Annotated in this window: 10 protein-coding genes; 6 read left to right on the top strand and 4 right to left on the bottom strand. The window is 38.0% G+C overall.

Going from position 1 to position 14,548, the window contains the following annotated elements; translation table 11 throughout:
* The first annotated feature begins 204 nt into the window (after window positions 1-204).
* Together I597_RS09000 and I597_RS08995 are read left to right on the top strand one after the other, a co-directional pair.
* The gene (locus I597_RS09000; RefSeq protein ID WP_035325030.1) at window positions 205-714 is read left to right on the top strand and encodes a hypothetical protein; all 510 of its coding nucleotides are present in this window, start codon (window positions 205-207) and stop codon (window positions 712-714) included.
* A gap of 170 nt (window positions 715-884) precedes the next feature.
* Window positions 885-2,252 carry an alpha/beta hydrolase family protein gene (locus tag I597_RS08995; protein ID WP_035325031.1) on the top strand — a complete coding sequence of 456 codons (1,368 nt, stop codon included), beginning with the start codon at window positions 885-887 and terminating at the stop codon, window positions 2,250-2,252.
* Here I597_RS08995 and I597_RS08990 read toward each other — a convergent pair whose 3' ends face one another.
* Both I597_RS08990 and I597_RS08985 read right to left on the bottom strand, forming a co-directional pair.
* Entirely contained in the window at window positions 2,253-3,059 is an 807-nt protein-coding gene (locus I597_RS08990) for an alpha/beta hydrolase (protein ID WP_035325032.1), read from the bottom strand.
* A 155-nt stretch (window positions 3,060-3,214) separates the two neighbouring features.
* Window positions 3,215-4,078 carry a Brp/Blh family beta-carotene 15,15'-dioxygenase gene (locus I597_RS08985; protein ID WP_052111718.1) on the bottom strand — a complete coding sequence of 288 codons (864 nt, stop codon included), beginning with the start codon at window positions 4,076-4,078 and terminating at the stop codon, window positions 3,215-3,217.
* Window positions 4,079-4,163: 85 nt separating this feature from the next.
* Here I597_RS08985 and I597_RS08980 point away from each other — a divergent pair, with 85 nt between their 5' ends.
* Entirely contained in the window at window positions 4,164-4,907 is a 744-nt protein-coding gene (locus I597_RS08980; RefSeq protein WP_035325034.1) for a bacteriorhodopsin-like, read from the top strand.
* A 211-nt stretch (window positions 4,908-5,118) separates the two neighbouring features.
* Window positions 5,119-7,947, top strand: coding sequence for a M16 family metallopeptidase (locus I597_RS08975; RefSeq protein ID WP_394357294.1), 2,829 nt, complete (start codon window positions 5,119-5,121; stop codon window positions 7,945-7,947).
* 139 nt (window positions 7,948-8,086) lie between these two features.
* Here I597_RS08975 and I597_RS08970 read toward each other — a convergent pair whose 3' ends face one another.
* Entirely contained in the window at window positions 8,087-8,269 is a 183-nt protein-coding gene (locus I597_RS08970) for a hypothetical protein (protein ID WP_021779402.1), read from the bottom strand.
* 148 nt (window positions 8,270-8,417) lie between these two features.
* On the opposite strand from I597_RS08970, the gene fumC reads away from it, so the two are divergent.
* Both fumC and I597_RS08960 read left to right on the top strand, forming a co-directional pair.
* On the top strand, window positions 8,418-9,803 hold the full coding sequence (fumC, locus tag I597_RS08965; protein ID WP_035325035.1) for a class II fumarate hydratase: 1,386 nt from the start codon (window positions 8,418-8,420) through the stop codon (window positions 9,801-9,803).
* A gap of 105 nt (window positions 9,804-9,908) precedes the next feature.
* Complete coding sequence (locus tag I597_RS08960) at window positions 9,909-11,246, top strand: hypothetical protein (RefSeq protein ID WP_152594940.1); 1,338 nt, start codon at window positions 9,909-9,911, stop codon at window positions 11,244-11,246.
* On the opposite strand, the gene I597_RS08955 is transcribed toward I597_RS08960, so the two are convergent.
* On the bottom strand, window positions 11,243-14,542 hold the full coding sequence (locus tag I597_RS08955; protein ID WP_035325037.1) for a cytochrome c biogenesis protein CcsA: 3,300 nt from the start codon (window positions 14,540-14,542) through the stop codon (window positions 11,243-11,245). The two genes, I597_RS08960 and I597_RS08955, sit on opposite strands and share 4 nt — an antisense overlap.
* Window positions 14,543-14,548 lie beyond the last annotated feature (6 nt).

Raw genomic sequence — 14,548 nt, 5'->3', positions numbered from 1 at the left:
TCAGGGTGCAAAGATAATCCTATTTTATTGATCTACCGAGTGGCATATACAACGAGCCATAGAAAGCATCACTTTTGTGTTAATTTAAGTTAATCGCCTTGTGAGCCCAGTAATATTGGGAAAGGCTTAATAAAGTCTTACCATCCCGTTGGCTATAATGAGCAGAAAAGCATCTTAAATTTGTATCAACAAAAAACAAGACCGATGAAAAAATCACTTATCATAGCAGCACTGGCTGTATGTACCGCAACAGCCGTACAAGCACAAGAAAAAGTAGAAAAAATTACAAAAACTAGAACGACCGTAAAGTCTTCCCTAGGTAATGAGACCGTATATAAAACGGTAAAAGAAACTGAGGTAACACCTACATCACTTAAAAAAAGTGACAAGGGCCAGCTCAACCAGTCTTTACAACGTGGTAAGACAATGGTAAAAAGAGAAGTTACGTATACGTATAACGACTCAGACTTTCGCCTAGAGGAAACTCCAAACGGATACGCCATAAAAAGAACAAGAGAAAACAACACCTCTGAGTACGGGACAATGCGTAAACTGGCAAAAGGTGACGTATACCTTATGAAAACAAAGGAGGGTATCTCTGTAAACTATTTTGACAAAAATGGAAATATGGTGTCAGAAAAATATAATGACAAGGATGATACGGTAACAACCATCACCTATGAAGTAAAACCAAATGATAAAATGTATAAGTAATACATTTCCCCCACTGCGTTAGTTAACGCAAAACAACTTTGGTTGGTTAGATTCCCGAGTGCGAGAGCCTCGGGTTTCTTTTTTTTTACGCTTTCGTGAAAATATATTTCCTATATTAAAAACACAATAATAACAACTACCTTAGTCACAGACTTATATACAGTACACCTATGAGGACTCTTATCATTCTAGCCGTTACCTGCCTTACTGGCTTTATATCACACGCCCAAATTGTCACAGGCGACTGGAAGGGAACGGTAAACTTTCAAGGTCAAAGTATAGACTTTGCCTTTCACATCACGCAGCCACAAGATAGCCTACACACCACAATGGACATCCCGAGCCAAGGACTTACAGGTGGTAAGGCAGCAAACACGACCTATACAAACGATACTCTTAAGGTAGACTTTCCGCAGTTTAAAATGCGCTACATAGGCGTGACTAAAAATGATAGCATACAAGGCAATTTGATACAGAATAACTTTCCCGTACCGCTTACTCTCGTAAAAGGTGCCCTTGTACTTAATAGACCACAGCAACCTAAGGCTCCTTTCAATTATGATGTACAAGAGGTGACTTTTAAAAACAAAGAAGAAAATATCACCCTTGCTGGCACACTTACCTTACCTAAGGATATAAAAAACCCGCCTATTGCGGTGATTATAAGTGGTAGCGGCCCACAAAATAGAGATGGAGATATGTTTGGACACTCGCTATACTACGTACTTGCAGACTACCTATCAAGTAACGGTATAGGTGTATTGCGTTATGACGAACGTGGCGTGGGTGCATCTACAGGTACTTTTGAAACGGCAGGTATCGCACAGTTTACAAGTGATGCCACAGCAGCCATAGCTTATTTAAAGAAGTATAAGAAAACCAAATATTCTCAAGTAGGCCTTATAGGTCACAGTATAGGAGGTATCATCGCTCCTCAAATAGCAGCGCTATCTCCAGATGTGGCTTTTACCGTTATGCTTGCTGGACCAGGCATACCTGGTAATGAACTTATGCTCTCGCAAAAAGAAGCAATGGAACGCCTTATGAACATCCCAGAAGCACAAATTAAACAAGGTCAAGACCTCTTAGGTTATGCTTATGATGTTATTATACAAAATGACGGTACAAATGCGGCTATCAAAGATGCTGTAAATCTCGCTCTCAAAGAGAAGCTGGGACCTATGGTTCCCATACAGCAAGTAGAAGCTATTACAGATCAAATCACCACCCCAGAGATAGTAAGCCTCCTTAAAGCTACACCAGCTAGCTACCTGAGTGCTATAAAATCACCTGTTATTGCGCTCAATGGTAAGAAAGATTTTCAGGTTCCTTACGTGCAAAATATTGCGGCTATAAAAGAAGCCTTTGCTGCTGGAAATAATGAGAATGCTAGAACTGTTGCCTTTGACGATCTTAATCACCTCTTTCAAGAATGCACCACCGGTGCCCTATCTGAATACTCAGAGATAGAACAAACGATGGCCCCAAAGGTTCTTGCCTTTATCACAAAGTGGATTAAAGAGCATACCAATGACTAACTACTCAAAAAGTGTAGCCGTCGCTTTTTGATACGCCTCAAACTCGCTTAGGTTATTGTGATCACCGCCAGGTACAGTTACAAAAGTCTTTGTAGTTGTCGTAATGCTATCATAAAGGGCTTTACCGTGCTCATAAGCCACTACACTATCTTCTGTGCCATGTATCACGGTTATAGGAGCCGTCACCTCATTTATAAAGCTATACGTAGGCAATCTATAGTTGAGTAATCTCTCTACTGGAAGGATCGAAAAGCGCGATTGTGCCTCGTCTAGTATACTATAAAAAGGAGTCTCTAGCACCAGCTTACTGACTTCTTGCTTTGATGCCACGTAGGTTGCAAAGGTCGTCCCGAGGCTCCTGCCGTAACTCGTTATGGGTGTTGTGGGGTATTGCGCTTTCGCGAAAGCGTACCACAGCAAACTATCATCATAAAGCGCCGGCTCTGTGAGTGCTCCCCCACTCTTACCATACTGCCTGTAATCCATAATAATAACCGCATAGCCCTTTTGTACAAATGGCTGGGCGATTTGCCCCCACTGCGCGAGACTGCCTGCATTACCGTGGTGATAAAGTATCACGCCCTTTGGGTTTGTAACCGTAAAGTGCAAGCCATTAAGCCGAGCTCCATCTGGAGCATCTACCCAAACCTCCTTATAATCACCATCAAAATCAAAAGCATACTCCTGCGGCAACTGCTGCGGGTGGAAAATGAGGTTGTCTTGAAAAAAATACAGTCCGCCACAAAGGATGACATATAAGTTTGCAATGATGAATATGGCAATAAGCGGTTTTTTTATCTTTTTCATTTACTAATTTTCATATATCCTACAGCAACTACCTCCTCTACTCATTGTGATGGCCAACGCTAGTGAATGCTATAATTAATAATCAAAGTTATCTATAATATTACAGATGGTATGATACATTTTTAAGCAAGCTAATAGGATATGTACTGTAACAGCTACTTGCGTAATGAATTAATAATCCAGACGTGAGGAAATGTAATAGCAGCCAAAAATGCAAAGAATATGGCATTAAAAAGATAGGTCTTATCACCTACGTAATAATAAAATATTGATATGCTAGTAATGGCCAGTAACCAGTAAGCTAGCGAAGATCTTAGGTAGCCTGCAATAGATTTTTGGCTCGTATTACCGTATAGATAGATAATCTGACTTTTCATAGAAGGAATTGCGTGCCATACCACAAAATATAAGGCAAATGATAATAGTAAAGTTGCCATTTTAAACACGATGGCGAGTATAATAAGGTGCACAAACTCTTCTAGTTTGGAGCTTACGTCATTCATTTGCACTTTACCTATCATAAACGAAGCGATAGTTATGATAGCAAAAAATATAAGTCCCACTAGATAATAGTAGCTATCTAAAGTAAACCCTGTGATGATAGCTATGATCTCTGTAGTTTCCTCGCTGTTAAAATAAAAAATAAGAAACAAAATAAGGAGACCATATGCCGAGAAGAACACATAATGACCTTTATTCTTTATGATAAGGAGCTTGTCCCAGTGCTCCTCTCCAAAATGAAAACCACTCACCATAATAAAGAGGATAAGAGCAAGTGTAGGCAACGCATAAAATAAGAACGCTATGGCGAGTACAAATAACACATATCGACCTAAAATCACATATGTATAGTTAGGAGAAGAAGACACGTTTTTTTCTAATAGTTTAATGTCATTTGCTCCGTGTACAAGGCCTAATGTAAAGATGGCTAAATAAGCAATACTATTTTCTACAGCAGAGTCAAATTGAATACTTAGCCATAAAAGAAAGAAGGTTATTACGATTCTGATATTTTTCACGATATAAAATTAAATATTTAATAATAGTTTTAAGATAATTTGTTTAATTATTATTAACTTTGATTAAACAAAAAAAATAATTGCTATGAATTTATTACTATTAAGTACTGCACTTGACAAAATTGCATCAGATGATTATGTTGCATTCACGTTTTTTGTAGGAGCTATGGCTATGATGGCCGCAGCTGCCTTTTTCTTTTTATCTATGAACAGCTTTGACCGTAAATGGAGAACATCCATTCTGGTGTCGGGCTTGATTACATTTATTGCCGCCGTCCATTATTGGTATATGCGCGACTACTGGCAAGCAAATGCTGAGTCACCTACATTTTTTAGGTATGTAGACTGGGTTCTTACTGTACCACTTATGTGTGTTGAGTTTTTCCTAATACTAAAAGTTGCAGGAGCTAAAAAGTCACTTATGTGGAGACTGATTTTCTTATCTGTTGTTATGCTAGTAACCGGATACATAGGTGAGGCTGTAGACAGAGATAATGCGTGGCTATGGGGATTAATCTCTGGAGCGGCATACTTTGTAATTGTTTATGACATCTGGCTAGGAAGCGCAAAAAAGCTTGCTGTAAAAGCAGGTGGAGCTGTACTAAGCGCACACAAAACCCTATGTTGGTTTGTTCTTGTGGGATGGGCAATTTACCCTATAGGGTATATGGCTGGAACACCGGGATGGTATGAAGGCATCTTTGGAGGATTATCTCTAGATGTAGTTTACAACCTAGGTGACGCTATTAATAAAATTGGTTTTGGTCTAGTAGTATACAATCTAGCTACCATAGCTTCTAATACAAAATCTCTCGAAGAGACTGCATAATTAGAAACCAATAAACCGTTACTAAAGGGAAATCGTGTACAGCGATCTCCCTTTTTTTTTGCTTTCGCGAAAGCGTAATTAACAACCACACTGTTAACTCTTTAACATTTTATTAAGAGACGGTACCTACTTACTTATTATCTTAGAGGATTATCAAAAAACACTAAAAATGATCAAATCAAACAGTTTTAAAATGATTGCTGTTGCCGTGATGGTAACTGCTCTCTTATGTACTTCTTGCGAGGGTAATAAAGATACCGCCGTAGTAGAGGATGCAAAACTATCTATTGATTATGAGAAGTACGAGCTGGAGAATGGTCTAGACGTGATCTTACATCAAGATAGTAGTGACCCTATTGTATCACTCGCGATACAGTATGCGGTAGGTTCTAACCGCGAGAAAACAGGACGCACCGGTTTTGCTCACCTATTTGAGCATATGTTATTTCAAGAGTCTGAAAATGTGCCACAAGACTCATTCTTTAAAACGGTACAAGACGCAGGAGGAACTCTTAATGGTGGTACCTGGAAAGATGGTACAATCTATTATGAAACGGTACCAAACAATGCACTTGAGACTATTTTATGGCTAGAGTCTGACCGTATGGGATTCTTAATTAATACGGTAACAGAGAGTGCCTTTGAAAATCAGCAAGAGGTTGTTCAAAACGAAAAAAGACAACGTGTAGATAACAATCCTTATGGGCATACAAGTTGGGTTCTTGATAAAAACATCTATCCAGAAGGTCACCCATATAACTGGCAAGTTATAGGCGAGCTAGAAGATTTACAAAATGCTACGGTAGATGATGTACGTGAGTTTTATGACAAGTTTTATGGTCCTAACAATGCGACACTCGTACTAGCAGGAGATTTTAAAACTACAGATGCAAAGGCGCTTATTGAAAAGTACTTTGGTGAAATTAAAAAACGTCAAGAGGTTGCACCACTTGAAGCACAACCAGTAACAATCACAGAAACAAAGAAGCTTTACCACGAAGATAACTTTGCACAAGCACCACAACTACACCGTGTGTACCCTACAGTGCAGCAGTATACAGACGATGCATATGCGCTAGACTTTCTTGCAGAAATTATCTCAAGTGGTAAAAAAGCACCTTTATATAAAGTGCTAGTAAAAGATAAAGACCTTACCTCTAGAACAATTGCATATAATAATAGTCAAGAGATTGCGGGTGAGTTTCACATTATCATCACCGCAAATAGCGGTGTAGATCTAGACCAAGTAGAGGCTGCGATAGATGAAGGTATTGCAAAGTTTGAGGCAGAAGGCGTTACAGATAAAGATGTAGAGCGCATTAAAGCAGGTCTTGAAACTCAGTTTTACAATGGTATAAGCAGTGTAAACGGTAAAGCGTTTCAACTAGCGAGTTACAATGTATTTGCTGGCGAGCCAGACTTTATTGAGAAGGATATAGAAAACATCAAGGCGGTTACAAAAGAAGATGTAATGCGTGTGTATAACACCTACATAAAAGGTAAGCCTTTTGTACAAACTAGTTTTGTGCCTAAAGGACAGATGGATCTTATTGTAGAAAACTCTGTAAAAGCCGAAGTGGTAGAAGAAGAAATCACAGAGAATGTTACTAAGGTTGTAGAAGATGAAGCAAAGGAAATTGCAAAAACACCTTCAAAAATAGATCGTTCTACGCCACCAGTAGTAGGAGATGCACCAAAACTAAGTATTCCAGAATCTTGGGAAGCAGAGCTGTCTAACGGGATAGATGTATATGGAATTTCTCAAAATGAGATTCCTACCGTAAACTTTAACCTAGTAATAGAAGGAGGTCACCTACTAGATAGTATGGAAAAGAACGGGGTTGCAAACCTTATGACAGATATAATGATGGAGGGTACTGCAAATAAAACTCCTGAAGAGCTTGAAGAGGCTATCGAGTTACTAGGAGCAAGTATTAATATGTACACTTCGCGCGAGGCTATTACAATACAAGGCAACACGCTTACGCGAAATTTTGCCGCAACTATGGATCTAGTAGAAGAAATTCTGTTTGAGCCACGCTGGGATGAAGAAGAGCTAGGTCGTATCAAAACAGCTACTATAAATAGTATTAAACGTCGCTCTGCAAACCCTAATGCGGTGGCAAGCAACGTATATAACAAAGTGCTTTATGGTGACGATCATATCTTCTCATACCCTACTAGTGGTACTGTAGCTTCTGTAGAAGCAATTACAATGCAAGATCTTAAAGATTTTTATGCAAATAACTTCTCACCATCTGTGAGCCGTTTTCATATAGTAGGTAAAATAGATAAAAGCGATGCTCTTGCAGCCTTAAGTGACCTAGAGTCTAAGTGGGAAGCAAAAGAAGTTACCATACCAGAATATCCAGTAGCAAATAATAGAGATAAGTCTTCACTCCTATTTGTAGACATTCCTAATGCAAAGCAATCTGTAATAAATATAGGTTACATCGGGATGGCTCGTACAGACAAGGATTTCTACCCTGCAGAGGTGATGAACTATAAACTGGGAGGATCTTTCTCTGGAGCTGTAAATCTTATTTTACGTGAAGAAAAAGGATATACCTATGGAGCACGTACTTACTTTAATGGATCAAAAATACCAGGTACATTTACAGCATCATCTAGCGTACGTACTAATACAACAGGAGAATCTGTTGAGATTTTTAGAGACCAGATCAAGGCATATAAAGAAGGTATCTCACAAGAAGACCTTGACTTTACAAAAAATGCCCTTATCAAATCTAATGCACGCCGCTTTGAGACGCAGTTTGCCCTTCTAGGTATGCTTCAAGAGCGTAGCGCTTACGACCTTCCAACAGATTATATTGAGAAGGAAGAAGATGTTATTAGAAATATGACACTAGACCAGCACAAAGCACTAGCAAATAAATATCTTGATGAAAATAAGATGGCATACCTAGTAGTAGGTGATGCTGCCACGCAGTTTGCTCAGTTTAAAGATATGGGCTTTGACGAGGTAAAAATGCTAGACAAAGATGGTAATGAAGTAGACCTTACAAAGGTGAAGAAATAATCACAATACATTATAAATTATAAAAGAGCCTCTTCGGAGGCTCTTTTTTTTGTGGGTATGAGTACGCTTTCGCGAAAGCGCATAAAAAAAACCTCCTACAGTAATTGCAGGAGGTTACATATCGTAAAAGCGAGAGATACTAGTTGTTCTCTTGCTCTCTCTTAAGCTTACGTTCTTCTCTTTTTTCTTTCATAAATTCAATAAATGAACCTCCTACCCAGTAAGGGATTACAAAAGTAAGAAGGAAAATCATTAACCAAAATCCTATAGTAAGGATGGTTAAAAATGCGAGAAAACCTAAATATTGGTCAAAATCGAACATAGGATGGTGTCTTTTCTAATTTGTAGCAAAGATACTTGATAATATATATGTCACACAAGAGAAAAAATAGATTTATTGACACCTTATCAACGATGCAAAATGAAGCCAAATGTTTAAATTTGTCTTCCTAATTTCTAACATAATCACAATGGAATATAGAATCGAAAAAGATACAATGGGCGAGGTAAAAGTACCCGCAGATAAATTATGGGGAGCACAAACTGAGCGCTCTCGCAATAACTTTAAAATAGGAGCTCCTGGCTCTATGCCTATTGAAGTGGTACACGGCTTTGCGATTCTTAAAAAAGCAGCGGCTTATACAAACTGTGAGCTAGGTGTACTACAGGTTGAAAAGAGAGATCTTATCGCTGCTGTATGTGATGAGATACTTACAGGTATGCACGATGACCAGTTCCCACTAGTAATCTGGCAAACTGGATCTGGAACACAAAGTAATATGAATGTAAATGAGGTGATTGCAAATAGAGCACACCAACTTGCAGGAAAAACAATAGGAGAAGGTGATAAAACACTTGCGCCTAATGATGATGTAAATAAATCACAATCTTCTAACGATACGTTCCCTACGGGAATGCACATTGCAGGCTATAAAAAGATTGTAGAAAACACAATACCAGGAGTACGCACATTACGTGACACGCTTAAAGCGAAAGCAGATGCTTTTAAAAACGTGGTAAAAATAGGTCGTACGCACCTTATGGATGCCACTCCCCTTACACTAGGTCAAGAGTTTTCTGGATACGTATCACAACTAGATCACGGACTGAAAGCTTTAGACAACACTCTAGATCACCTAGCCGAGCTTGCTCTAGGAGGAACAGCTGTAGGTACAGGTCTTAATACTCCTAAAGGATATGCAAAGCTAGTGTCTGAGTATATGGCAGAGTTTTCTGGTCACCCGTTCCGTACGGCAGATAATAAGTTTGAAGCACTTGCTGCTCACGATGCAATCGTTGAAACTCACGGTGCGTTAAAACAACTTGCGGTATCTCTTAATAAAATTGCAAATGACATACGCCTTATGGCATCTGGACCACGTAGTGGTATAGGTGAGATAAGTATCCCGGCAAATGAGCCAGGATCTTCTATTATGCCAGGTAAAGTAAATCCTACACAATGTGAGGCACTCACAATGGTTTGTGCTCAAGTTATGGGTAATGATGTGGCTATAGGTGTAGGTGGTATGCAAGGACACTACGAGCTTAACGTATTTAAACCTATGATGGCTTCTAACCTTTTACAATCTGCACAACTTATAGGTGATGCTTGTGTTTCTTTTTCTGAGCACTGTGCTTCAGGTATAGAGCCAAACGATGCAAGAATTAAAGAATTACTAGATAACTCATTAATGCTAGTAACTGCTTTAAACACAAAAATAGGGTACTACAAAGCTGCCGAAATAGCAAATACGGCACATAAAAATGGTACAACATTAAAGACAGAAGCTGTAAATCTAGGATACGTAACTGCCAAAGAATTTGACGAGTGGGTACGACCTGAAGATATGGTGTAATTCTTATATTAAACATTCTAGTTAATCGATGAAATGCACAAATTCATCGATTAACTTGTTTTAATTAGTAGTTTAACATATATTTACCAACCCAAATTATAATAAATGAAACTACTATTGGTTCTCTTAGGCTTCCTGCTATGCAGTGTGAGCATACCACCAGAGACCATTTATCATCTTAAGGATGCTTCTGGAAAGCACACCATTACAAGTGTAAAACGTGCGGAATTTACAGAGTTGCATTCTGAAAACCTAGGAGTTGATAATGGTATTTACTGGTTTAAAATAAATAATATCTCTCAACCTAGGGCGATATTAGAGCTACAAACTTCTCACGTAACTACGTTAGAGTTATATGATAATAATGGTACTCTTGTACCTATTATGAAGGACACAAGATTTCCTTCTTACTTTATAAGTAAAGATTTACACAGCTTCCCTCTTTATCTAAAGGGTGACTTTCCACTAGAGGCTTACTTTCCCATCACGATTTCTAATGAAGGTGTCTATGCAAAAAATGATCGTGTAAATATGCTGGGTATAGGCTTCTTTTATGGAACAAGTATCGCACTACTTATCGCAACACTCATCTTTTTCTTTATCGTAAAGAATACGAAGTTTATATTCTTTGCTTTTATCATTTTCGGTATTCTTTTGAGCGTTATTGCACAAGACAATATTCTCAACTTTTTAGGTATCAATATTTGTAATACATTTTACTTAGAAGCTTTAGGACATTACTCTGTAGGGCTTATGGCAATGTTCTTTATGGTTTTCTATTTAAAGTTACGCAGCAACCAGCAATGGATTAAGTGGTCTATTTTCTCAATAGTAGCGATTTCCACCTTTTCATTATTCTTTTTTATTGTTACAGAAATGCTATGGGGTCTTATCCTCGTAAACTCTTGCTCTATTCTAGCAACTGCTCTTCTCTGGATACTTATATTAAGAATTGCAAAAGGACCTAAACGCTATGTATTATCATTAATTTACTCTGTAAACCTATTTTTCTTAGTGAATGTATTTGTATTTCATTTACTGGGTATTACGCTACTTGAACGTAGTACTTTTGACGGAGCAGGAATTGCTTTGCTAAACTTTACACTAATCGCCGTACTCTTACTACTCTCTTTTTATGGAATACAAACTACGGGTGTAATAATGAAGCATAAAATAAAAAGGTATGTAGAAGAACTCAAAGAATTAAATACCTATAGAAATATACAAGATACAGATGATGATTATCTGGAGTCTCTTATTTACCAGTTTAAGCTAGAAAATATAGAGGTAAAAATACTAGATGACATTGCCAAGGGATTAAGTAATGAAGCTATCGCTTCAAAATATGACCTTACTACAGATCGATTAAACCAGTTAACAAAAAGCCTCTATACCAAACTTGGTTTAGAGACTTCTAGTGATTTACAAAATCTTGCCTTTTAAGCAGATTTCTTTTTGACATAGTGTTTTCTATACTGTATGTAAGATATAGCGCCAAAGACCGTAAGAACTGCTGCTGTGATTAGAATTTTTTGATCTGCTATCTCTCCACCGCTTTGGTATGAGTGTAATCCTGAGAGGTAATAGTTTACCCCAAAGTAAGTAAAGAGTATACTTCCTAATGAGATGATAGATACAAAGTTAAACAGCCATTTACTGCGTAAACCTGGAATTAAACGCATATGTATCACAAATGCATATACGATAAGTGAGATAAGCGCCCAAGTCTCTTTTGGGTCCCATCCCCAGTAACGCCCCCAGCTTTCATTTGCCCATTGCCCTCCTAAAAAAGTACCTATCGCTAGTAACACCATCCCTACAGTAAGAGCAAGCTCATTAATAATAGTAATCTCCTTAATATTGAGATCCATTTTTTCTCGGTTTTTATCTGTAGTAAATATCATAAGGAGTAATGATACAATACCCAGAATAGCTCCAAGTGTAAAAGGACCATAACTTGCTACAATTACAGCAGTATGAATCATTAACCAGTAACTATCTAATACAGCTTGTAAATTTTCAATCTCTGGATTCATCCAGTTCATTGAGGCTGCCCAAAGTATAAAAGCACCTACAAATGCTGTACTAGCTATAGTAAGTTGACTCTTTCTCCCGAAGGCAAGACCAAAGAAAACTGTTGCCCATCCCACATAAAGTACAGACTCATACGCATTACTCCACGGTGCGTGCCCCGCAATATACCATCTCCATATTAAACCTATAGTATGAACGATAAAGAGCACAACAATAGCTGCAGCTCCAAGCTTAGTCATTATACTAACGAACTTATTAGGCTTAAATATAGCTGCTATTACAAATACCATCATAAAAACTGCAGCCAGCATATACATCCAGTACAGTTTTGTAAAAACATCATATTTATTATAAAAAATCTCTGCATCACGCTTCTCTACAGAAGGCATAATATCGTTACTATGACTACGTTGAAATTTTTCTATACCCTGCAATACTTTATCTGCATCTGAGTAGTCACCACTTAGCCTTCCTTTTTTGAGGCTCAATAAATATGCTGGAAAAATTTGATTTGCTATTACAGAGTCTGTCGCCTTATAGGGTACATCTTTAACTTGAATAGGTGATATCCAAGTATTATTTGAATCATCAGGTTTTGGAAAAATTCTTAATACCTCTTTTACAAGCGTTCTATCAAGAAGATTCATACGCTCAGAGACGTCTATAAATTCTTTAGAAATTTTTGTAGGGTTTGCCTCTGCATAGGCATCTGGCAAAAATGGAGAAAGCTTATACTTGAAATCTGAAGTAAAGAAATCCATTTGTTTAAAGTACTTCCTGTCTGACGGCACTCCTATCACATTACGTAAACTATCGTTACCCTTAGGTAAGTAAATAATCTCTGCAAAGCTCCATATCTGTGGGTTTTCCATCATAGAGAGCATTACCTGGTCTGCCGTAAGCCCTTCATAGGTATCGCTTCTACTTAACTTACGTAGTAGCATACTTGAGTATGTATTAATAGGCATCATACGCCCATCTTCTTGTATGATAAGACGTCCAAATTTTTCTGCGTGTTCTAAGGGTATAGCATTCTCAACGATGAGTTTTTTAATCTCTTCTTGAGATGGCATACGCTGCTCGTGCTGTGGTCCTGTATGACTTTCTAGACCAAGTATATCACCTATGTTTTCGCCAGTTACAGCAACGGAATCTTGTACGACTACGTTTCCGTTACTTACTTCGGTAGTTTGATTAGATATATCTTCTTGTGCGTATCCCGCTTTCGCGAAAGCGATCAAAAACACAATCATCATAAGCTTAGACTTCTTAAGTTTTACTTTATCAAGACGTCTTTTGAGCTCACCAAAACGTGACCCCTTATCAAATAATATCATCATCATACCTATATACAATAAAAAGTAACCTATATATGTCACCCAGGTACCCCAGAAATCGTGACTTACAGAAAGTATGGTACCCGACTCATCTGGAAAGAAACTTGCCTGAAAAAATCTGAAACCCTTGTGGTCTAGTACGTGATTCATATAGATGTCGTAATCAAAACTTTCTTCTGTATCTTCTACAGTAATTTTACTCTCAAAAGAAGAGTATACGTTTTGTGTACCAGGATACCTCCTCGCTATAAATTCATTAAGCTTTATAGAAAATGGCAGCGGCATAGCCTTACTACCGTATGCTAAATAAATTTTGTGCCCACCTACTTCTATTTGCTTTTTATCATTGCTATAACCTCGACCGCCTAGTAACCCTACAGTCTTAGTCTCTCCGTTTACGGTTACATCTACAAAGAGTGCATCTTCTTGATTTTTTTCTTTTACCTCCTTTGCCACAATACCAGTACGACCGCGTATAGCCTGGTCTGGTATCACAAGTAACTTACCTCCTAGGTTGTATAGTGCTCGTAGTTTAAGCGGCTGCTCTACATCTTCTGGCACTTCGCTCTCATCTTGTGTTGCCATTACAGTTACAGAACCTGCAAACGGAGACTTAAAAGTGTAGTTTTCTCCATCAAAACCTATGTTTATTGCACCATCTGTAGGTTTATTAAAAGCATAGAGTACATTGTGTATGTTTACTAACTCACCTTCTACAAGAAAGTGCTCGTGACGCTGGTTATCTGTACCGGTTTCAACTATTTTAAGATGCCATAGTCCATTTTCATCTTCTACAAAACCATCTTGTGCTCCATCTATAAACTTGTTAAAATCAAACCTAAATGTGGTCTTATCACTTCTGTTATTTGTATCGTGTACAAAATCTTCTGTCCACGTAAAGTCATTGTTTAGCCTTGGTGAGAGTGAGAGTTCTTTTTCTACAGCGCGACGCATAGGCTGCCCATTTTGTTCACCATCTATAAAAACTTCTAGATACGTTTTCTCGCTTAAAAAAGAATTTTCTGAGGCACCCTCTTCTATAGGCATCACCCCTTCATAACTTATGTATCTTGTAATACCCGCTCCTATTAAGATAAGCACAAAAGAAAGGTGAAAAATAAGCGTAGTTATCTTCTCTTTTCGCAGTAGTTTGTACCTGAATATATTCCCTATAAAGTTCACAACAAATAAGATGTGTATAAGAGTAAACCACCACGCATCATAAATCCAGTATCTTGAGTATGGTGTAGGTGACGTTTCTTGACCTTGGTCTAAAAACGTTCCTACTGCCATTGCAACAAAGTAGGCTATAAAGAGAATCCCCATTAAGCGTGTGGAGAATAAAATAGAAGCAATTTTCTTTTGCATAATTCA

The organism is Dokdonia donghaensis DSW-1 (assembly GCF_001653755.1).
GTDB lineage: Bacteria > Bacteroidota > Bacteroidia > Flavobacteriales > Flavobacteriaceae > Dokdonia > Dokdonia donghaensis.
Note: the sequence above shows the minus strand (reverse complement) of the source record. Positions and strands in the feature narration are given on the sequence as shown.